21 protein-coding genes are annotated in these 20,197 nt (G+C 64.4%); 10 read left to right on the top strand and 11 right to left on the bottom strand.

Annotation, left to right across the window (positions count from 1 at the left end):
• Nucleotides 1-19: 19 nt before the first annotated feature.
• Both BLV45_RS18935 and BLV45_RS18930 read left to right on the top strand, forming a co-directional pair.
• Entirely contained in the window at nucleotides 20-1,021 is a 1,002-nt protein-coding gene (locus tag BLV45_RS18935; protein WP_090535500.1) for a glutathione S-transferase family protein, read from the top strand.
• Nucleotides 1,022-1,207: 186 nt separating this feature from the next.
• Complete coding sequence (locus tag BLV45_RS18930) at nucleotides 1,208-1,924, top strand: glutathione S-transferase family protein (protein ID WP_218133546.1); 717 nt, start codon at nucleotides 1,208-1,210, stop codon at nucleotides 1,922-1,924.
• A gap of 27 nt (nucleotides 1,925-1,951) precedes the next feature.
• Here the strand turns inward: BLV45_RS18930 and BLV45_RS18925 are convergent, their stop codons facing one another.
• Both BLV45_RS18925 and BLV45_RS18920 read right to left on the bottom strand, forming a co-directional pair.
• On the bottom strand, nucleotides 1,952-3,568 hold the full coding sequence (locus BLV45_RS18925) for an L-lactate permease (RefSeq protein ID WP_090535499.1): 1,617 nt from the start codon (nucleotides 3,566-3,568) through the stop codon (nucleotides 1,952-1,954).
• Nucleotides 3,569-3,840: 272 nt separating this feature from the next.
• Nucleotides 3,841-4,479 (bottom strand): LysE family translocator, encoded by a 639-nt coding sequence (locus BLV45_RS18920; RefSeq protein ID WP_090535498.1) that lies wholly within the window; start codon nucleotides 4,477-4,479, stop codon nucleotides 3,841-3,843.
• 371 nt (nucleotides 4,480-4,850) lie between these two features.
• Here BLV45_RS18920 and BLV45_RS18915 point away from each other — a divergent pair, with 371 nt between their 5' ends.
• Nucleotides 4,851-6,014: an aromatic ring-hydroxylating oxygenase subunit alpha gene (locus tag BLV45_RS18915; protein WP_090535497.1), complete on the top strand. Its 1,164-nt coding sequence runs from the start codon at nucleotides 4,851-4,853 to the stop codon at nucleotides 6,012-6,014.
• Between the two features lie 99 nt (nucleotides 6,015-6,113).
• Here the strand turns inward: BLV45_RS18915 and BLV45_RS18910 are convergent, their stop codons facing one another.
• A complete protein-coding gene (locus BLV45_RS18910) occupies nucleotides 6,114-7,034 on the bottom strand; it encodes a helix-turn-helix domain-containing protein (protein WP_245753385.1) in 921 nt (306 codons plus the stop codon).
• Between the two features lie 161 nt (nucleotides 7,035-7,195).
• On the opposite strand from BLV45_RS18910, the gene BLV45_RS18905 reads away from it, so the two are divergent.
• Nucleotides 7,196-8,104 (top strand): DMT family transporter, encoded by a 909-nt coding sequence (locus tag BLV45_RS18905; RefSeq protein ID WP_090535495.1) that lies wholly within the window; start codon nucleotides 7,196-7,198, stop codon nucleotides 8,102-8,104.
• A 92-nt stretch (nucleotides 8,105-8,196) separates the two neighbouring features.
• Here BLV45_RS18905 and BLV45_RS18900 read toward each other — a convergent pair whose 3' ends face one another.
• The 3 genes from BLV45_RS18900 to BLV45_RS18890 all read right to left on the bottom strand — a co-directional run bounded on the left by BLV45_RS18900 (nucleotide 8,197) and on the right by BLV45_RS18890 (nucleotide 10,712).
• The gene (locus tag BLV45_RS18900) at nucleotides 8,197-8,778 is read right to left on the bottom strand and encodes a DUF3501 family protein (protein ID WP_090535494.1); all 582 of its coding nucleotides are present in this window, start codon (nucleotides 8,776-8,778) and stop codon (nucleotides 8,197-8,199) included.
• Nucleotides 8,779-8,800: 22 nt separating this feature from the next.
• A complete protein-coding gene (locus BLV45_RS18895; protein WP_090535686.1) occupies nucleotides 8,801-10,138 on the bottom strand; it encodes a heterodisulfide reductase-related iron-sulfur binding cluster in 1,338 nt (445 codons plus the stop codon).
• Between the two features lie 151 nt (nucleotides 10,139-10,289).
• A complete protein-coding gene (locus BLV45_RS18890; protein WP_090535493.1) occupies nucleotides 10,290-10,712 on the bottom strand; it encodes a rubrerythrin family protein in 423 nt (140 codons plus the stop codon).
• A 374-nt stretch (nucleotides 10,713-11,086) separates the two neighbouring features.
• Between BLV45_RS18890 and BLV45_RS18885 the strand changes: the two genes are divergently transcribed.
• Nucleotides 11,087-11,446, top strand: coding sequence for a DUF3564 domain-containing protein (locus BLV45_RS18885; RefSeq protein WP_090535492.1), 360 nt, complete (start codon nucleotides 11,087-11,089; stop codon nucleotides 11,444-11,446).
• Between the two features lie 136 nt (nucleotides 11,447-11,582).
• On the opposite strand, the gene BLV45_RS18880 is transcribed toward BLV45_RS18885, so the two are convergent.
• Nucleotides 11,583-12,119, bottom strand: a complete 537-nt coding sequence (locus BLV45_RS18880) for a phospholipase D family nuclease (RefSeq protein ID WP_245753384.1) — start codon at nucleotides 12,117-12,119, stop codon at nucleotides 11,583-11,585.
• A gap of 305 nt (nucleotides 12,120-12,424) precedes the next feature.
• Between BLV45_RS18880 and BLV45_RS18875 the strand changes: the two genes are divergently transcribed.
• The gene (locus BLV45_RS18875; RefSeq protein ID WP_090535490.1) at nucleotides 12,425-12,970 is read left to right on the top strand and encodes an Mpo1 family 2-hydroxy fatty acid dioxygenase; all 546 of its coding nucleotides are present in this window, start codon (nucleotides 12,425-12,427) and stop codon (nucleotides 12,968-12,970) included.
• Here the strand turns inward: BLV45_RS18875 and rarD are convergent.
• The gene (rarD, locus tag BLV45_RS18870) at nucleotides 12,967-13,863 is read right to left on the bottom strand and encodes an EamA family transporter RarD (RefSeq protein ID WP_090535489.1); all 897 of its coding nucleotides are present in this window, start codon (nucleotides 13,861-13,863) and stop codon (nucleotides 12,967-12,969) included. The genes BLV45_RS18875 and rarD overlap by 4 nt on opposite strands.
• Entirely contained in the window at nucleotides 13,860-13,988 is a 129-nt protein-coding gene (locus tag BLV45_RS28115; protein WP_281246322.1) for a hypothetical protein, read from the bottom strand. Before BLV45_RS28115 ends, rarD begins: the two co-directional genes overlap by 4 nt.
• Before the next feature lie 350 nt (nucleotides 13,989-14,338).
• Here BLV45_RS28115 and egtD point away from each other — a divergent pair, with 350 nt between their 5' ends.
• Nucleotides 14,339-15,307 (top strand): L-histidine N(alpha)-methyltransferase, encoded by a 969-nt coding sequence (gene egtD / locus BLV45_RS18865; RefSeq protein ID WP_090535488.1) that lies wholly within the window; start codon nucleotides 14,339-14,341, stop codon nucleotides 15,305-15,307.
• A gap of 36 nt (nucleotides 15,308-15,343) precedes the next feature.
• Here egtD and BLV45_RS18860 read toward each other — a convergent pair whose 3' ends face one another.
• Nucleotides 15,344-15,640: an acylphosphatase gene (locus tag BLV45_RS18860; RefSeq protein WP_090535487.1), complete on the bottom strand. Its 297-nt coding sequence runs from the start codon at nucleotides 15,638-15,640 to the stop codon at nucleotides 15,344-15,346.
• 204 nt (nucleotides 15,641-15,844) lie between these two features.
• On the opposite strand from BLV45_RS18860, the gene hpnA reads away from it, so the two are divergent.
• Nucleotides 15,845-16,855, top strand: coding sequence for a hopanoid-associated sugar epimerase (hpnA, locus tag BLV45_RS18855; RefSeq protein ID WP_090535486.1), 1,011 nt, complete (start codon nucleotides 15,845-15,847; stop codon nucleotides 16,853-16,855).
• Between the two features lie 114 nt (nucleotides 16,856-16,969).
• The gene (locus BLV45_RS18850) at nucleotides 16,970-17,485 is read left to right on the top strand and encodes a hypothetical protein (protein ID WP_090535485.1); all 516 of its coding nucleotides are present in this window, start codon (nucleotides 16,970-16,972) and stop codon (nucleotides 17,483-17,485) included.
• Between the two features lie 142 nt (nucleotides 17,486-17,627).
• Here BLV45_RS18850 and BLV45_RS18845 read toward each other — a convergent pair whose 3' ends face one another.
• On the bottom strand, nucleotides 17,628-18,806 hold the full coding sequence (locus BLV45_RS18845) for a glycosyltransferase (RefSeq protein WP_090535484.1): 1,179 nt from the start codon (nucleotides 18,804-18,806) through the stop codon (nucleotides 17,628-17,630).
• A 446-nt stretch (nucleotides 18,807-19,252) separates the two neighbouring features.
• Here BLV45_RS18845 and ispH point away from each other — a divergent pair, with 446 nt between their 5' ends.
• Entirely contained in the window at nucleotides 19,253-20,197 is a 945-nt protein-coding gene (gene ispH / locus BLV45_RS18840; RefSeq protein WP_090535483.1) for a 4-hydroxy-3-methylbut-2-enyl diphosphate reductase, read from the top strand.

Below are 20,197 nucleotides of genomic sequence, written 5' to 3'. Positions count from 1 at the left end.
GCTCTCAAGGAGCAGTGACATGGGACTTCTCGTGAATGGCCAGTGGCAGGACCAGTGGTACGACACAAAAGCGACCGGCGGCCGGTTCGTGCGCAAGGACGCGGCGTTTCGCAACTGGATCACCGCCGATGGCTCGGCGGGCCCGAGTGGCGTCGGCGGCTTCAAGGCCGAAGCGGGCCGCTATCACCTGTACGTGAGCCTTGCCTGCCCGTGGGCGCATCGCACGCTGATCCTGCGCGCGCTCAAGGGACTCGAAGAGATGATCAGCGTGTCGGTCGTCCACTGGCTGATGCTCGAAGACGGCTGGACGTTCGCCGACGGCCCCGGCGTCGTGCCCGATACGGTCAATCACGCGCGCCTGCTGCATCAGGTCTATACCGCCGCCGATCCGTCGTATACCGGCCGCGTGACCGTGCCGGTTCTGTGGGACAAAAAGCAGGCGACGATCGTCAACAACGAGTCGTCGGAAATCATCCGCATGCTGAACTCGGCATTCGACGGCATCGGCGCGAAAGCAGGCGATTTTTATCCGGCGCCGCTGCGCGAAGAGATCGATGCGATCAACCTGCGTGTGTACGACACCGTGAACAACGGCGTCTACAAGTCGGGCTTCGCGACGACGCAGCAGGCGTATGAGGAAGCCGTCGTGCCGCTTTTCGACTCGCTCGACTGGCTCGAGGAGAAACTGGCGACGCGCCGTTTCCTGACCGGCGATCGCATCACCGAAGCCGACATCCGTCTCTTCACCACGCTGATCCGCTTCGACGCGGTGTATGTCGGGCACTTCAAGTGCAATCTGCGGCGGATCGCCGATTACCCGAACCTGTCGGCTTATGCACGCGATCTTTATCAATTGCCGGGCGTCGCGGGTACGGTGGATTTCGGGCACATCAAGCGGCATTACTACGAGAGCCATCCTTCCGTGAATCCGACTGGCATCGTGCCGCTCGGCCCGATGCAGGACTTCACCGCGCCGCACGATCGCGCGAGGCTTTCGGGCAACGCGCCGCCCATCGCCTGACACCGCTCCGGCTCCGGCCTGCCCGGCCGGACGCGGTTGCCGCAGGTTGCACATCTCACGACGCGGTAAGAGGCGCGCGCCGTCTCCGGTTCAACGATCCACGACCACGCGGTTCGCCACATGGTCGTGGCCAGCCTCGTCTCTAGCGTTTGCTGTCACTCACTCTCACCCACTTAAGGAAACATCATGCTGAAGTTTTACTTCCACCCGTCGCCGAATCCGATGAAAACCGCGTTGCTGCTCGAAGAACTGAAGACGCCCTTCGAACTCATCGCCGTCGATACCTTCAAGGGCGAGCAGCACCAGCCCGACTTCCTGAAGATCAACCCGAACGCGAAAGTGCCCGCGATCGATGACGACGGCGTCGTCGTGTTCGATTCGCACGCGATCCTGCTTTACCTCGGCGCGAAACACGGCCGCTTCATCCCATCAACGGCGAAGGAGCACGCGCGGATGCTGTCGTGGTTGCAGTTCATCGCGACCGGCCTGTCGCCGTTCTCGGGCCAGGCGGTCCACTTCCTGCACCACGCGCCGGAAGCGCTGCCGTACGCGCGCAACCGTTACCTGAAGGAAGTCGAGCGCCATTACCGCGTGCTCGACGACCGCCTCGCGCAGTCAAAGTATCTGGCCGGCGACGAATACACGATCGCCGACATGGCGCTGTGGGGCTGGGCGAACTTCGCCGGCTACATCCTCGGCGAGAAAGGTCTGACGGATTATCCGGACGTGAAGCGCCTGGTCGACGAAATCTCGGCGCGTCCCGCCGCCGCCCGTGCGCAGGCACTGAAGGACAAGCTGACGCTGAAGACCGGGTTCGACGAGGAAACGCGTCGCGCGCTGTTCCCGCAGAACGCGGAAAGCGCGGCCGCAGATGTCGACGCTCAACGTCGTCGTTCAGCCTGAACGAACGGCTGAAACGGCCTGGTGACCTCAAGGAAGCGTCATCAGGCCAGGTGCGAAGAAATAAAACCCTACCCCGATCACCACCAGGTAGATGAGCATGATGAACGTCCACCCCATGTTGTGGCGGATCACTTCGCCTTCGTTGCGTACAAAGCGGCTGGTCGACACGCCGACGCTTGCGGTCTGTGGCGCCACCGGCTTGCCGACTTCGGCGCCCACCGAATTGAGCGACGGCAGGAGCAGTATTGGAAAGCCCAGCAGGCGCCCGACCGTCACCTGGAAGAAGCCGAACATCGCATTCGTGGACGTGTTGCTGCCGGACAGCGCCACGCCAATCCAGCCCAGAATGGGGGCGACGATGATGAAGGCCACGCCGAGCTTCGAGAATCCCTCGGCAAGGGAAGCCGCCATGCCCGAGAAATTGAAGATGTACGCGAGGCCGAAGATGAAGATGCCCACCAGCATGGCTCCCCACATCTGGTGCCACGTGCGGCGGAAGGCCTCCGCATATTGCGCGGGCTTCATGCCAAGCAGCAGGCTGATGATGAACCACGACGCGAGGATGGCCGAGCCGCCGATAAAGGGCGCAAAAGAGAACGCGGCGGCGACCGTCGAGCCCTGATGGATCGACGAGCCTGCGGCAACCGAAAGCTTGAACCACACGATGCCCGGCAACGGCGACCACGGGCCGGTCCAGAGCACGACCACCACGATCAGGACGATGAACGGCAGCCAGGCGCGAAACACCTGGCCGCCGGACATGCCGTGGGGCTCGTTGCCGGCTGCGGCAAGCGCCGCATCGACCGGCTTGCCGCCATAGCCGAGCACGCGTTTCGGACGCCAGAAGCGCAGTAGCACGAGCAGCGCCGCAAAGCTGACGATCGCGCCCGTTATGTCGGGCAGGTAAGGTCCAAGAAAAACCGCCACGGGATACTGCCCTGCGATGTAGGCGAGGGAGCCGACCACGGCGAGCGGCCAGCCGTCGCGCAGCCCGGTCCGGCCGGAGACCAGATAGATCAGGATCCACGGCGGCAGCAGCGCAAGCACGGCCACGATGTGCGCCACCGAGGCGGAAAGCGCCATCAGCGGCAGGCCGGTCACGGCGGAAAGCGCGACGATTGGCACGCCGAGCGCGCCATACGACACCGGGGCGTTGTTCGCGATCGCCGCAACCCGGATGGCGTCGAGATCGGGGATGCCAACGGCGATCAGGATCGGCGCGACGAATGCCCACGGATAGCCGAAACCGACGAGCCCCTCCAGCAGGGCGCCGAAAGCCCAGGCGAACAGGATAGTCTGCACGCGGACGTCCGCCGTGCCGAGACTCGTCAGCCAGCGCCGGAAGTCATCGAACGTACCGGTCAGCGTCAGCGAGTTGAACATCATCACGCCCCAGAACGTGATCCAGTCGACCGCCCAGATGCCCGTCAGCGAACCGTAGACATATGCCCGGATGCCCGTGCCGACCGGCATGTGCCACACCACCACCGCCAGCACCAGCGTGACGACGGCGCCGATCAGCACGGAGATCCACGCGGAAAGTCTGAAGACAGCCAGCAGGATCAGGAGAACAGCGACGGGGACGAGTGCCAGCAACCAGGACACGAAAAGGTTGCCAGCCGGATTGAGAATCTGCTGGAACATGGATCAGTCTCCTTTCTTTTCTTTTTGGCGCAGCAGCAACCCTCTCGCATGGGATCAGTGCAATTGACGCGCTAAAGCGCGAACGCGGATCGACAGGGGACAGATGATCGAGTGGAGACGCTGCCTGTAATGAAGTGTAGGCAACAAAGTCCACTAAAACAAAGAGTTGACCGGGTATGTCCGGAGCCGGAGTGACGGCTGCCGGACAGTTCGGAGGCGTGGCGTGGAATCGAAGACGGTGCTGGAGGGAGACGCCCCCAGCCGGTCGACGGTCAGATGCCGGCTTTATGTGCCGTCCAGATCAGGCGCAGGCCGAGCGCGGCGATCGCGCCCGCCGCGATCCGGTCGACCCATGCCTTCGCCCGGATATACATCTCACGCGGCCGCCGGCTCGAAAACCCGAGCGCGACGACGGTGTACCAGCCGGCTTCGATCGTGAACACGGCGGGCGGCAGCAGGAAATAGCACCACAGCGGCGGATGATGCGGAAGCAGCGCGGCGAAGATACTGCCGTAATAGATCGCCGTCTTCGGATTGCTCAGCTGCGTGCTCAGGCCGATCCAGAATGACTTGCGCGCGTTCTGCCGTCCGGCGCCCGCGGTTGCGTCGACGGTAAACGGCGAGGCCGCGCCGCGCCAGATTTTCGACGCGATCCAGATCAGATACAGGCCGCCCGCCACCTTCAGCCCCAGATAAAGCCAGCCGACGGCCGCCAGCACGGTGTACAGCCCGACGAGCGCGATTGCGCTGAAAAACACGCCGCCGACGCCCATGCCAAGCGCCGTCGCAAGGCCGTCGCGCCGCGACAGGCCGATCGAGCTGCGCGCGACGATCAGGAAGCTGGGCCCGGGGCTCATCGCGCCGATCAGCAGCGCACCCAGGATAGCGGCAATAGCAGCAGATGGATTCACGTCCGGACTCCCTGACAGAAAGACGAAAAACGACGGAGAAAGCAGGCAGCTATTGTAGGACGTGATGCCATCCCACAGGCGCGCGACGCGGGTAAAGTGCGTCCTCCCCCACCTGGAAGCCCGGATGCTGCCGCTCGATCGACCCGGAAACGGAGGTCAGGACGCCCGGAACGGCGACGCATGTTTTCCGCCCGGCTTCGGGCCGCCAGCGACGCCACACGCCCGCCTGGCGGGTCAAGGCGAGCAAACCCGGCGTTCGCAAACACTGCGCGAGGACTTTGGTTCGAGTAGACTGACCGGCGAAGTTCATCCAACCGCTGTCAATTGTTTCAATCGACGGGATCCAGTTCAGTCGCAAGGAGGCGTCTCCCATGCATGCAGTTCCCACGCTGGATAGCAGCACCCTTGATGAGGCCGCTTCCGGCGCAGTCGCAGAGGCGCCGGTGCGCGACCTGCGTCGCGTGCCCATTCACCCGGATAACTGGTATCCGCTCGCCTGGTCGCGGGAAGTCAAGCGTGGCAAGACGCACGGCGTGCGTTTCGCGGGCGAGCCGATCGTGCTGGTGCGCACCGAATCGGGCGCCGTGTTCGCGCTCGAAGACCGCTGCGCGCATCGCCAGGTGCCGCTGCATCAGGGTGTCGTCGATGGCGAATCGATCCGCTGCTGCTATCACGGCTGGACGTACGACTGCACCGGAAGCTGCATCGACGTGCCGTATCTGGGCCGCGAGCGGCTGCCGAACGGCGTGCGCTCGTATCCGTGCCGCGAAGTCGAAGGCCTGATCTTCGTGTTCCCCGGCAACCCCGCGCTCGCGGAAGAAAAACCGTTGCCGCCGCTCGCCTCGGTGGCGGACAAGGCGTACAAAACGCGTCGTTTGGGCCGCGAGGTCAAGTGTCACTACTCGTTCATGCACGAGAACCTGATGGACATGAACCATCAGTTCCTGCATCGCCGGCAGATGGGCCAGATGCGCGCCCGCTCGCTCGGGCGCCGTCGCGGCGAGGGCTGGGTCGAAGTCGATTACACGTTCGCGCGCATGGAAGGCAAGCAGCCGGTCGGCGAGGCGCTCGTGTTCGGCCAGAACCGCAGCACCGGCGGACAGAACGACAAGGACGTGATGACGGTCCGCACGGAATATCCGTATCAGACGCTACAGATCCGCACAGCCGACCAGACGCTCGTGATGAATCTCTGGATCATTTACGTGCCGCTCGACGCCGAACAGCGCACGAATCGCACGTTCGGGCTGCTGTCGATCAAGAAGCCGGGTATTCCGGGCGCGCTCGATCTGGCATGGCCGCTGCTGGTGTGGTTCACCGAGCGCATTTTCAAGGAAGACCGCGAGATCGTCGAAGCCGAACAGGCCGCGCACGACAGACAGGGCGCCGACTGGAATCATGAAGTGTTTCCGGTCATCAACGAACTGCGTGACCTGTTGCGCGAATGCGGCGCGCCTGAGCTGACGCCGCGCGGCGAAGCCCATGAGCACAGGAACGAAGCGTGGCAGCCGTTGCGTCGCATCGCGCGGACCTGAAAGCAGCGAGCGCGGACGGGCGTCGTCGGTCCGGCTTGCGCGCCAACGTTTAAGCGACATCCCTTTTGTGTTGCACCGCGGACGGGCGTGTGAACCGGTTCAGGCCGACCGCATCGTCCGGCGATACGCCGTGGGCGTTGCGCCCAGCGCCGCGCGAAAACGATGGCTCAGGTGGCTCGGATTCGCGTAGCCGCTTTGCAGCGCGACCTGGTCGAGCGGCAAAGCGGTCGTGCGCAGCAGTTCGCGCGCGCGGTCGAGCCGCTGTTGCGCGATCCACGCATGCGGCGGCAGGCCAAACGACGTGCGGAACATCCGGGCCAGATGGAATTCCGACAGGCACGCGACTTCGGCCAGATCGCCCAGCGTGAGCGACGCCGTCAGGTTCGCCGCGATGTAGTCGCGCAACCGGCGGCGCGTCGCCACCGACAACCCGCCCTTATGCGCGACGTCCGTCCGCTGCACGGATTGCGCCTTCAGCAGCAGGCTCAGCACGTCGTGGGCGGCTTCGTTGGCGCGCAGACGTCCGTCGGCGTCGTCCCACAGTTCGTTGGCGAGCGTCTGGCAGCGCTGCGCGATTTCGGCATGCTCGAAATACGTGCGGTCGGCGAGCTTGAGTTCGCGCGGCTCGCGATCGAGTTCCTGCACGGCGCGGCGCGTGAAATGCTCGGGCAGGAAATACAGGTGCATGAAGTGCATGTGCCCACGCACCCACCAGCGCGACTCGTGATCGCCCGGCAGCGCGCATAGCCGGCTTGGCGCGCCGAACAGGCCTGGCACCTTCTGGCGCTCCGTCCGGTAGCCGCCGTTCAGATAGCACGACAGCGTGTGATGACCCGGCCGGTCATAGATCGTCTCGGCTTCGTCGGTATAGCGCCGCCAGATCGCGACGGCCAGCTGGTCGCCGAGCCACGCGAACTTCTCCAGCGTCGCGTTCGATTCGCCCAGCGTGCGACACACCGAGTGCAGCCCGAACGGCGTTTCGGCAGGGTCGATCACGGGAACGGGCGGATTCGTATTCACGGCTGGGGCGTCGCGATGGGCGGGATGCATGAAGTATATGGGCAACGCCCCGCCCCCGCTGGCGCGAGCCGGAAAAGTGCGCAATCCTGGACAAGTCGCGCGACGCCCGCGCGTGCATAGTCGGGCTCCTGAATGTCTGGCTATTGCCGCCCATACTGCCTATGAATCCGCTTCTTTATGCCGTGACCGTGCTGATCTGGGGCACCACGTGGATCGCCATCAAATGGCAACTGGGCGTCACGCCGCCGCCCGTCTCGATCGCGCTGCGTTTCTGGCTCGCCGCGCTCGTGCTGTTCGCGATCGTGCGCGTGATGCGTCGCCCGATGTGGCCGCCGCGCGCGGCGTGGCGCTTTCTGGCGGCGCAGGGCCTCGCGCTCTTTTGCGTCAACTTCCTGTGCTTCTACTACGCGGAACAGGTGGTGCCGAGTGGCCTCGTCGCCGTGGTGTTTTCGACGGCGCCGCTGCTGAACTCGATCAACGGCCGCCTCTTCATGGGACGCACGCTCCAGCCGGCGGCGATCGTCGGTGCGCTGCTGGGGCTTGCCGGCATCGCGTGCCTGTTCGAGCAGCAGATGGAGCTGCACGCGGGCGACGTCGCCATGTGGCGCGGGCTCGGTATCGCCTTTCTCGGCACGATGTGCTTCTCGGCGGGCAATCTGCTGTCGAGCCGGATGCAGGGCATGGGTCTGCATCCGCTCGTCACGAACGGCTGGGCGATGCTGATCGGCGCGAGCGTGCTGACGCTCGGCAGCCTCGCCGCCGGCCTGCCGTTCGCGCTGGAACCGGGGCCGCGCTATCTCGGCGCGCTCGTCTATCTCGCGATCCCGGGTTCGGTTATCGGCTTCACCGCCTATCTGACGCTCGTCGGGCGCATCGGGCCGGAACGGGCCGCGTATTGCACCGTGCTGTTTCCGATCGTCGCGCTCGGGCTGTCGACGGTGTTCGAAGGCTACCGATGGTCGGCGCTGGCGGTGGTCGGACTGGTGCTGGTGGTGGCCGGCAACCTGGTGGCGTTCGACATGACGCGCCGGCTTTTCGCCGGAAAGCCCGCCGCGAAGCGAACGGCCTGACGTTCGCGGGGCGCATCGTGGTTCCGATGTGCCTCCTGATGCCGTCCAGCCTGCGCGCCGCTCGCGCTCAACGCCTCCGGTTTGCCCAGGCGCTACTTCAGATCCCTGACCAGCGAAGCACGAACGCCCGGCTCGATCGCATACAGTGGCACCGGGTAGTTCGGGTGATCGCTGCCGATGCTGAGCGCCGCGCCGTCGCGCAGGCGCGCCTTCATCGAAGACGTCAGTTCGAAGCGCACGAAATGCACCGCCGAGGTTTTATCGGCGTTGTCGCGCTCCAGGTCTTCGTCGGCGATGGCGTACACCGGTGCCTCGCCGTCGACCTGCACGAACACGCGATCCTCGATACCAATCAGCCGCGCGAGCGCCGCGTGTCGCTCGATTTCGTTTTCATACTCGATCTGCATCGTCGCCTTCAGATTGCTGCCGTCGGGCACGAGCGGCAGATAGGCGTCGAGTTCGGCCTGGATGCCCTCCTCGTCGAAAATTTTCTCGATGTGGAGCATTTCCTGGATCTGATAGCGGATCGTCGTTTCGTCCTCGAACAGGAACGTCACGTGATTGCCGAGCGGTACGGTGCGCGCTTTCTTGTGTTCGATGACCTGCGCGCGCATCGCCTTGCGCGACTTTGCGTACGTTTCCAGCGACAGCAGCGAATTCCGGGCGATGCTCATGACGTGCCTCACTTTGTCGGTGTCAGATGCCGTACGCCTTGCGCAGCAGCGTCAGCGGATGTGCAAGTTCGGCACGCGGCAGACCGTTTTCGTCGATGCCCTGTTCGATGTGGTGCCCCGCGAGCTGGCAGTCCGACGAGATGTAATCCGGCTCGGGTTGCGCCATCGCCTTGAAGACCGGCGTGCCGATCTTCATCGCCATCGCGTGGAACTCCTTCTTTACGCCGAACGTGCCCGCGTGACCCGAACAGCGCTCAATCACGGTGACCTTCGTTTCGGGCACGAGCGACAACGTCTCGAACGTCTTGCGTCCGATATTCTGCACGCGCGCGTGACAGGGCACGTGATACGACACCTTGCCCAGCGCGGTCTTGAAGTCGGTTTTCAGCAGGCCGTCGCGATGCCGCGCCACGAAGTACTCGAACGGATCCCAGAACGCTTCGCTGACGGCACGCACCGCCTCGTCGTCGGGAAACATCAGCGGCAGTTCGTGCTTGTACATCAGCACGCAGCTCGGAATCGCGCCGATGATCGCGTAGCCCTCGCGCGCGTATTTCTCGAGCACGGGCATGTTCTTCTCTTTCTTGTTCGCGACGCCCTGCAGGTTGCCCTGTTCGAGCAGCGGCATGCCGCAGCACGCCTCGCTTTTAACCAGCTCGTAAGGAATATCGTTGTGCGCGAGCACGGCAAGCAGATCGTGACCGATGCCCGGTTCGTTGAAATTCACGTAACAGGTCGCGTAAATCGCGACCTTGCCGGGCGTGCGCTCGCCATCCTGAACGGGCTTTTGAGGCGACTTGCGGGCCGCGCCGCGAAACTTGCGCGCCGCGAAATCGGGCAGCCACGCGTCTTTGTCGACGCCCAGCGCCTTTTCCATCACGCCGCGCGCCGCCGACGTGTGGTTCACCGCGTTCACCGTCTGCGTGACAACGGGAATGCCGGCCAGATGGCCGAGCGCATCGGTATTCGAAAGGAATTTGTCGCGTAACGGTACGTCGCCGCGCCGGTAATCGACCGCCTTGGCGCGCAGCATCAGATGCGGAAAATCGACGTTCCACGGATGCGGCGGCACATACGGGCATTTCGTCATGTAGCAGAGGTCGCACAGATAACACTGGTCGACGACCTTGCCGAACGCGCGCGTGTCGACGTCGTGCGCTTCGCCGCTGCCGGTTTCGTCGACGAGATCGAAGAGCGTGGGAAACGCGCCGCACAAGGAAACGCAGCGCCGACAGCCCGCGCAGATGTCGAACACACGCGTCAGTTCCTTGTCGAGCGATGCCTGATCGTAAAACGTGTCCGAAAGCCAGTCGAGCGGATGTCGTGTGGGCGCCTCCAGGCTGCCTTCTTTGTGGGACATGGCGTCGGGCTCCTCTTGCGAAAGCAATGCGATCGGACGAAGCAGCACCGTGCCGCGCGGCGCGCGCGGCACGTGACAGGGGTGCGCACGCATTGCGCACGCGCGGGTGTGCCTGCTTCAGTGGCGTCGATTCAGACCGGCGAGCGGCCTGTCAGTCGACCAGCGCGTCGAGTGCCTTCGTATAGCGATTCGCGTGACTGCGCTCCGCCTTCGCGAGCGTTTCGAACCAGTTCGCGATTTCATCGAAGCCTTCTTCGCGCGCCGCCTTGGCCATGCCCGGATACATATCGGTGTATTCGTGCGTTTCGCCGGCGATCGCAGCCTGCAGGTTCAGACGCGAAGGCCCGAACGGCAAGCCCGTCGCCGGATCGCCGGTGGCTTCGAGATATTCGAGGTGACCGTGTGCGTGCCCGGTCTCGCCTTCGGCGGTCGAACGGAACAGCGCGGCGACGTCGTTCTGCCCCTCGACGTCGGCCTTGGCTGCGAAATATAGATAACGACGATTCGCCTGCGATTCGCCAGCGAACGCGGCCTTCAGATTTTCTTCTGTTCTGGAGCCCTTGAGCTGTGACATCTGATGCCTCCATCCATGCCTGCATTGTGGGTGCGCGCTGGACATCGATGCGTCGCTTTACGCGCTTCGAGCACACGTGCCGACGCCGCGCGCCGGATGTGCCTCTTTAAATGTAGGAGTTGCGCGACCCCTTCCCCAATTGTGTTTTTCAATGCAACCGATAGTCGAATGCGGCGGTTTTCACGCTTTTTGCCTCTTCCCGGAGGGCATTTTTCGCCACAGCCGACGCCCGCGGCCTTGCCGCTGTCATGGTGCATGGGCGCGCGCGGGTATTGCGGAACAGGTGCCCGATGCAATTCGCGGGAACGTCTTGCTAATACATTGCTCCGACCTAGACTGAATGCATCCAGCGTAGCTTTCGTCCGGAGTCCCCAATGCGCCTCACGATTTTGATCAACGGGTCGGATCCCAGCGTGAATCACGATTACGCCGTGCTCTGGCTCGACACCGAGCAGCATCGATGGTCCAGAGAAGCACATCAGGGCATCGACTTCCCCGCGTGGGGAGAAGTGCGTGACGTCGATGGTGTGACCATGCTCTGCGCACCGCGCGACGATGCGCCGCTTTGCACGTTGCGCGGCCTGCATGTCGATCGCAAGCTGCGCGTGAGCGCGGCGCAGGGTTCGGCGGCATGGTCGTCCGCGTCGGAACATGTGCCGATGCGCGGCTACTGGCGGCTGCAGGCCGTCGACCGCCAGCCCGTGCATGCCGAACACGGCGTGTTCGACAGCTGATGCCGGCGACGCGGTGCGGGTGTGATGCCGATGCGCGCGGCGCATCGTTCCACCGACGCGTCAGGCGCGCGCCAGCGTGCCAGGTCTGGCCGCGCGCGCTCCATCCGGCGCGGTATCTGAAACGCCGTCCGGACGGTCAGTACGGCGTGGAGACCCTGAACCGCTCGTTCCAGTTGTCGACGTACGCTCTCACGATCCTGTCGTCGCCGCGCACGAGAAACCCGTTTTCCGCATTGCGTTCCTGAGCCGATTTCGTGAAGTTGAACGAGCCGGTGAAAACGCTCGCGTTGTCGAACACCATGACCTTGTTGTGCGCGATCGCCGGTTTCGTGTCGATCACAACCGGAATGCCCGCATTGCGCAGAAACGTCGCGCTCGAATAGCGCTGCGAAACCTGGCTCTTGTCGAGAATGACGCGAACGTCCACGCCGCGGTCTTTGGCGCGCTTGACAGCCGCGGCGATCGGCGCGCTCGTGAACGAGTAAGCCTGGATCAGCAGCGTGCGCCGCGTGCTGTTGATTTCGTCGACGAGAAGATCCTGGCAGCTTGCGCCGTTCGGCACGAAACACACCCGGTACGATGCACCCGACGCAAAGGGCACGGCAGGCTCCGCTCGCGAGAAAAGCTGTTTGCCCCACGTGGACAGCGAGGAATCCGCGTGGGCGATGGACATTGAAAACGCTAAAGCAGCGACGGCGAGAATACGTACACGCATGCGAGAGTTCTGATCAGAAAGTGCCGTTCGAAAGAGCGCAAAAGTATATCGGTATAGCAACGTCTTCGCGACCCTTTCTGCGACACCCTTTCGATGGCGTGAAACATTCTGCCGTTCGATGACAGATGCGGGACGTCGATGCGCTGCCAGTCGAGGAAAGACTCGAACGCATTGACCGGCTTCCGTGCGAAATTGTCGGCTGCCCGGAGGGTTGAAACGACTTTGCGGGCGATCACGAAAAATTCGATCCGGGGACGTTACTCATGAGAACACTCACCGAACAGTTGACCCAGTACGCGGCGTATCATCGCGACCGCCGCAACATCGCCACGCACTTCGTCGGTATTCCGATGATCGTGCTTGCCGTTGCCGTGCTGCTGGGCCGGCCGGCGTTCGCCGTCGCCGCGTTGCCGTTCCCGCTGTCCCCTGCGTGCGTGCTGGTTGTCGTCATGGCGCTTTACTACCTCGTGCTCGACGTGCCGCTCGGCATCGTGATGAGCGCGGCGCTTGCGCTGTGCGTCGTCGCTGGCCAGTGGCTCGCCGCGCAATCCACGCTGACGTGGCTCGTTTCCGGGGTGGGCCTCTTCGTGGTCGGCTGGGTGTTCCAGTTCGTCGGCCACGTTGCGTATGAGCATCGCAAGCCGGCGTTCGTCGACGATCTGATCGGACTCGCCATCGGCCCGCTCTTCGTGCTCGCCGAAGCGCTGTTCGCCTTCGGATGGCGGCCGGCGTTACGCGAGGCGATCGAGGCACAGGTCGGCGCGACGCGCATCAATCCCGCGGCGCCAGCCACGCCGCAACGACGCTAGCGCGGCGCGAAGCGCACGAGGCGCACGCCGTGCAGCGCGGTCAGCGCGACGGCGATCCAGATCGGCCCGTAGGTGGCCAGTTGCGCGGCCGAAATCGTCTCGCGCAGCAGCGTCACCGACACGATCACGAGCAGCACCGGTTCGACGTAGCCAAGAATGCCGAAGAGCGCCATCGGCAATAGCCGGCTCGCCTTCAGATACGACGCGAGCGCAACGGTGCTCAACGCGCCGAGTCCGGGCAGTAGCAGAAACCACATGTCGTAGCGTCCCGCGAGCAATGCGAGCGACCCGCCTGTCACGACAAACGCAATCGCGACCGGAAAAAGCAGCGACACTTCGAGCGCAAACGCAGTCAGCGAATCGGCGTTGATTTTGCGGCGCAACACGAAGTACGGCGGATAGCCGAGTGCGACGAGCAACGTCGGCCATGAAAATGCGCGCGTCATCCACAGTTCATGCGCGACACCGAGCGCCGCGCATGCCACAGCCAGCCATTGCAGCCCGTCCAGACGCTCGTGATAGTAAAAACGCCCGACGAGCACCATGATCAGCGGCAGCAGGAAATAGCCGAGCGAGACCTCGAGCATGCGGCCGTGCAGCGGCGCCCACAGGAAAACCCACAACTGCACGCCGAGCAGCGCGGCGCTCACCACCAGCGCGAGCCCGATGCGTGGCTGACTGACCGCGCGCAGCGCGAGTTCGCGCAACGCCGGCAGCCTTCCCCGCAGCGCGATCAGCAGCAGCGCGCCGGGAACGGTCCAGATAATTCGCCACGCGAAGATATCGAGGCCCGTGAGCGGCGCGAGCAGCTTTGCATAGGCCGAAAGCAACGCGAACAGCGCCGAGGCGCCCACGGATAACGCGATGCCGCGTCCCGGCTCGTATTGGTTCATCGATCCGCCGGCAGCAATACCGCGGCATGCGAGCCCTGCAGCACGTGCGGCACGTGCTGAACTTGCCGGGCAAGCGGCACAACACGTGGCGTGCCGCGCTCAAGCGTGGTGTCTTTCATTTTCATCACAGGGATTCGTGGAAACGGGCGGCGCATCGGAAAAAAGCGACTGTCACCGCCGCGTAAAAGGAAGCCCGCATTCTAGACGCAGACGCGTTGCCCCGATCGCTGCATTTATTCCGTGCGCATCGGCTCCCGATGGACTAGAACGTAACTTCACCCATCAGCAGCGGTTCCCGTTTCAGGATAACCTTTCGCGTCGAACCGCTTTGCGCGTGCGACAAGCGCGATTCTTGCTTCAACGCACGTCTTTACCATCGTCAGCGCGGACACGTGATCCGCCATTCCGCAGCGCGTGTCACCGATGCGCGCCAACCCGCACGGCCAGCAGCCACCATCCAGACGAGGAACACTGCATGACTCAGCCTGCGCTATTGCCCGAAGTGACACCCGGATTTGCCGCCGAAATCCGCGCCGGCCTTACGAGGACGCCGCAAAAGGAATTGCCGTCGAAATACCTGTATGACGAAGTGGGCTCCGCGCTCTTCGAAGTGATCACGGCACTGCCCGAATACGGCGTCACGCGCTCGGAAGAGCGCCTGCTGACGCGTTACGCCACCGACATCGTCGCGCAGCTTTCTCCGGACGTGACCGTCGCCGAACTCGGCAGCGGCAGTGGCCGCAAAACGCGCCGGATTCTTGAAGCACTGTGTAAAAAGCGCCCCACTTCTTACTGCCCGATTGAAATTTCGCGCACCGCGTTGCAATTGTGCCGGCGCGAGCTGGGCGATATCGAACGGATCTCGATCGTCGGCTATGAGAAGGATTATCTGGCCGGGCTCGCGGAAGTCAGCGAAAAGCGGGCGGACGGCGAGCAACTGCTGGTGCTGTTTCTTGGCAGCACGATCGGCAATTTCGGACGGCTCGCGGCGACGCGCTTTCTGCGCGCCATCCGCACGATGCTGCAACCCGGCGACGCGCTGCTGCTTGGCACCGACCTCGACAAGCCGGTTTCGACGCTCGTCGCCGCCTACGACGATCCGGTCGGCGTGACCGCGGCGTTCAACCTGAACCTGCTCGCGCGGATCAATCGCGAACTGGACGGCGACTTCCCGCTCGATGCGTTCGAACACGTCGCGCGTTTCAATCCGGAAGTGCGCAGCATCGAGATGCACCTGCGCGCGAAACGGCGTGTGACCGCGCATGTCGCGGCCGCACGGCTCACGGTGACGCTGGAGGAAGGCGAGACGATCTGGACGGAAAGCAGCCACAAATATCGCGCCGACGAAGTGGGGCCGATTGCCGGCGATGCGGGCTTCACATGCCAGCATCAATGGATCGAACGCGATTGGGGTTTTGCGGAAAGTCTGCTGGTGGCGCGCTAATTCCAGCGCGGGGCGCGTTGCGCTGCGCGCCCGCGGCTAGTGCTGCTCGAAGCGCTCGTAGCGTTTTTCGGTCGACCGCTCTTCGCCGCTGACTTCGGTCACGCGCGCGGAGGGCGGTCCGTGACGCAGCCACGACAGCATCCGGTCGACCTGGTTGGCCGTGCCCTGCAGCATCGCTTCCACCGAGCCGTCGTCGAGATTGGCGACCCAGCCCCGGATGCCGAGCGCGTGCGCCTGACGCACCGTCGCGTGACGAAAGCCGACGCCCTGCACAACGCCGCGCACGCGCACGTAATACGTTTCGATTCGTGAATCCAGATCTGGCGCAGCCATGCCGGCTTCTCCTGACTATCTTTTCAAGCCGGCATTCTAGTCGCCCCGCCGGATTGATGCTGGACGGAAACGCGGCGACAGCCGCGCTCCGGTGACCGCTGCGCGCGCTCCACGTACAATCCGTCGACCATTCAACCGGCGCAGCCCGCTTTCGCACGCCCACGTAAACGAAATGCCGCGCGCCCTGCAGGGAAACCGAAACGGATGACCGATCAGAATCGCGATCTGGTGCTCGTCACCGGCGCCTCCGGCTTTGTCGGATCGGCGGTGGCGCGCATTGCGCAGCAAAAGGGTTTTGCGGTGCGCGTGCTCGTGCGCGCGACGAGTCCGCGACGCAACGTCGAAGCGCTCGACGCGGAAATCGTCGTGGGCGACATGCGCGACGAAGCGTCGATGCGCGCCGCGCTGCGCGGCGTGCGCTACCTCTTTCACGTGGCCGCGGATTACCGTCTGTGGGCGCCGGACCCGCTCGACATCGAGCGCTCGAATCTCGAGGGCACCGAGGCGACAATGCGCGCCGCGCTCGCCGAAGGCGTCGAGCGGATCGTGTACACGAGCAGCGTGGCCACGCTGAAGGTGACGAGTTCCGGCCAGTCCGCCGATGAAACCTCGCCGCTCACGCCCGAAAAGGCGATCGGCGTATACAAGCGCAGCAAGGTGCTGGCCGAGCGCGCGGTGGAACGCATGATCGCGCACGACGGGCTGCCCGCCGTGATCGTCAATCCGTCGACGCCGATCGGCCCGCGCGACGTCAAGCCGACGCCGACCGGGCGCATCATCGTCGAAGCGGCGCGCGGCAAGATTCCGGCGTTCGTCGATACCGGCCTGAATCTGGTGCATGTCGACGACGTCGCCGCCGGGCACTTTCTGGCGCTGGAACGCGGCAACATCGGCGAGCGCTACATTCTGGGCGGCGAAAACCTGCCGCTGCAGCAGATGCTCGCCGACATCGCGAATCTCACCGGCCGCAAGCCGCCGACGATCGCGCTGCCGCGCTGGCCGCTGTATCCGCTGGCCATTGGCGCGGAAGCAGTCGCGAAGATCACGAAGCGCGAGCCGTTCGTCACGGTCGACGGGTTGAAGATGTCGAAGAACAAGATGTACTTCACGTCGGCGAAGGCGGAACGCGAACTCGGCTATCGCGCGCGCCCGTATCGCGAAGGCCTGGGCGACGCGCTGCAATGGTTCCGGGAGGCGGGTTATCTGAAGGCGTGAGCGCTGTCGTCGCACGGCACGCGCACGCACTTTGTTACAACGTCGGCCGTCCGGCGTCCGTTCAAGGCCGCGCACAGCGGTTAAAATCGCCGGTCTTACCAGAGAAAGTCTCGCATGAATCTTCAAGAACAGATCGGCGCGCTTGAAACGGGCGTCGATCAGCTCAATCAGCTCATCCAGGTCACGCTCGCCCCGAAGGCCACGGCCACGGCAGAAACTGCATCGGAGGCTGCCGCTGAAGTCGCCGTCGGCGCGGCTACGTCGTCGTCCGAGCCCGCTGAACCGGCCACCCCTGTTGTCGGTGAAAAGCCGACGCTCGGCATCGCCCGTCCGGCGCAGAACGAAATCACGATGACGATCGGCGGCCAGACCGTCTCGCTGCATCCCGAGCAGGTCGGTCAGTTGATCGAGGAACTGGCGAACGCGCGCGCGTCGATGATGCCCGAGCCGCCGGGCGGCCTGCCGACAGGCTGGCGTTTCGTATCGACGAAGAATCCGGTGATGGCCGCGCAGAAGCAGTCGAACGGCGATCGTCTGCTGGTGTTGCGCCACACCGGCCATGGCTGGGTGCCGTTCACGTTCTCGCCGGAGATGGTCGTCCAGATGTACGCGCTGCTGACACAGCGTTGATGCGCGTCTGACGTGTTGCGCGCGACGCGCTTCCCGTCTGCAAAACCCTATGGTTTTTTTAACGCCCGCACGGTGAGGTTCGCGCCGGCGGCTTGTGATGCACGAGGCGGAGCATCGCGCGCCGCCCACGCCGTTTGCCGTTCTAGCGTTCCTGCGCCGGCGCCTGGACCCGGGCCTTCCACTGGCCGCCCTTGCCGCGCCAGTACCGCACCGCCGAGGCGAACGTCGCGCCGACATAGAACAGCGCGACGAGCGGCAGGAACGGCGCCCATAGCGGCGAGCGACCGTAATACCGGAGCATCGGCGCGTAGGCGCAGCACATCAGCGCCCAGGCAAGCCACGCCGGCCAGCCGAGCGGTCCGAGCACGAGCGCGACGACCGGCGGAACGAGGTAGATGATCGTCATGCCCGCGAGCGTCCCGGCCAGCAGCCAGCCGTTGTAGCGCAGCTGCGTGAACGCCGTGCGCGCGATCATGTTCCAGATGTCCTTCCAGCTGTCGTACGGACGCAACGAAACGCTGCGCGCCGCGACGTCCAGCCGGATCGGATGACGCCCTTCGCCGCGATGCTTGATGCGCGCCGCGAGGCTGCAATCGTCGATCAGTTCGGCGCGGATCGACTCGATGCCGCTGGCTTCCTCGAGCGCGGTGCGGCGCACCAGCATGCAGCCACCGGCCGCCGCCGCCGTCCTGTTGCGCGGGTTGTTGACCCACGAGAACGGGTACAGCTTCGCGAAAAAGAACACGAACGCTGGAATCAGCGCCTTTTCCCAGAAGGAATCGCAGCGCAGACGGACCATCAGCGAGACGAGATCGCGCTTTTCTTCTTCGGCGCGAACGACAAGCTGCGTCAGGGCATCAGCCGGATGGCCAATGTCGGCGTCGGTGAGAAGCAGGAAGTCGGCGGGAAAGCCCAGCGTCTTGACGGCCTCGATGCCCTGCGACTGCGCCCAGACCTTGCCGGACCAGCCCGCCGGAAGCGGCTTCGCGGTCAGCACGGTTAGCCGGTCGGCGGATTGCAGCTGGAGCGCGGCGGCACGGGCGGCGTCGGCGGTGCCGTCGGTGCTGTGGTCATCGACGACGATCACGTGGAACGCGCCCGCGTAGTCCTGACCCAGCAGCGAAGCGACCGCCCGGCCGATCACGTCGGCCTCGTCGCGGGCCGGCACGACGGCGGCCACGGCCGGCCAGCCTGCGTCGCCGCGCGGCTGCGCGGCGAGCGGAGCCGCCGGACGCGTGCGCCAGAAACCGCCGCGCGCGAGCAGCAACACACCCCATATCAACAGGGAGAGACACGAAAGTGCGAACAGAACCAGGATCATGCGTTGCCCTCAACCGACAGGTCTCGCGCGGAAACGGCCCACCCCGGCGCCCGGGGCGCCAGTCCGCGTGCGACGCGAACGCAGACGCGGACATATCCAGGGCGGTCGGCCTTCATCCTGCGAAGCCTTGAAATGCATCCGGTGATCCGGACAGTGAAGCGGCCCGTCAGCCGGCCAGCGAATGCAGCCGTGACCAGCGGGTACCGCAAGGCCCGATAGTTTAAGGGTTCCGCACCCGCGCTGCAGCGAGTCATTATTGCCGCAGCGTTTGTGGTATCGGATATGTCCTGGAAAGCGCATCCTGGCCGATAGCGTTAGAATGCGCGTTTGGTTTTCGGTGTGCCGACGCTAGTCGGACCAAATACACCATCTAATATGATGTCGCGGCGATAAGGTCATTTTTACCGACTTCTTCGAAACCCGCGTCAGTCGGAGTTCGCCAGCCTATGCGAGTCATCCTTGCTCAACCCCGCGGCTTTTGTGCGGGTGTTGTCCGTGCGATCGAGATTGTCGATCGCGCCTTGCAGCAACACGGGGCGCCCGTTTATGTGCGCCACGAAATTGTCCACAACCGTCATGTGGTCGATAACCTGCGCCGGAAAGGTGCCCGTTTCGTCGAGGAGCTTGACGAGGTGCCCCAGGGCGCCGTGGCGATTTTCAGCGCGCACGGCGTCGCCCGGACCGTCGAGCGTGACGCGGAACAGCGTGGCCTCGACGTGCTCGACGCGACCTGCCCGCTCGTCACGAAGGTGCATGTTCAGGGCCGTCAATACGTGGGTGCCGGCCGCACGCTGATTTTGATCGGGCACGCCGGGCATCCGGAAGTCGAAGGGACGATCGGCCAGATTCCCGGCAAGGTGCTGCTTGTGCAGAGCGAAGCCGAAGTCGGTACGCTTGACCTGCCGCTCGACACGCCGCTCGCGTATGTCACGCAGACCACGCTTTCGGTCGACGACACACGCGGCATCATCGACGCGCTGTTGCGCCGTTTCACCGACATCGTCGGCCCGGATACGCGCGACATCTGCTACGCGACGCAAAACCGCCAGGCGGCGGTGCGCGAACTGAGCACGCAGGTCGACGTACTGCTGGTCGTCGGTGCGACGAACAGCTCGAACTCGAACCGTCTGCGCGAAATCGGCAGTGAAACGGGTGTGCCGAGCTACCTCGTCGCCGATGGTTCCGAAGTGCGGCCGGAGTGGTTTGCGAATGCGCAGACCGTCGGCATCACGGCGGGCGCGTCGGCGCCGGAGGAAATGGTTGAAAACGTGATCGATGCGCTGCGCGCATTGGGGTCCGTCGAAGTCACGACGATGGCGGGCCGTGAAGAGAAAGTTGAATTCAAGTTGCCGTCAAAGCTGACGCAACCACTCGCTGCACGCGAAGTTTAA

Source organism: Paraburkholderia sartisoli, assembly GCF_900107685.1.
GTDB lineage: Bacteria > Pseudomonadota > Gammaproteobacteria > Burkholderiales > Burkholderiaceae > Paraburkholderia > Paraburkholderia sartisoli.
The sequence above is the reverse complement of the archived record's forward strand: the minus strand, read 5'-3'. Positions and strand labels throughout refer to the sequence as shown.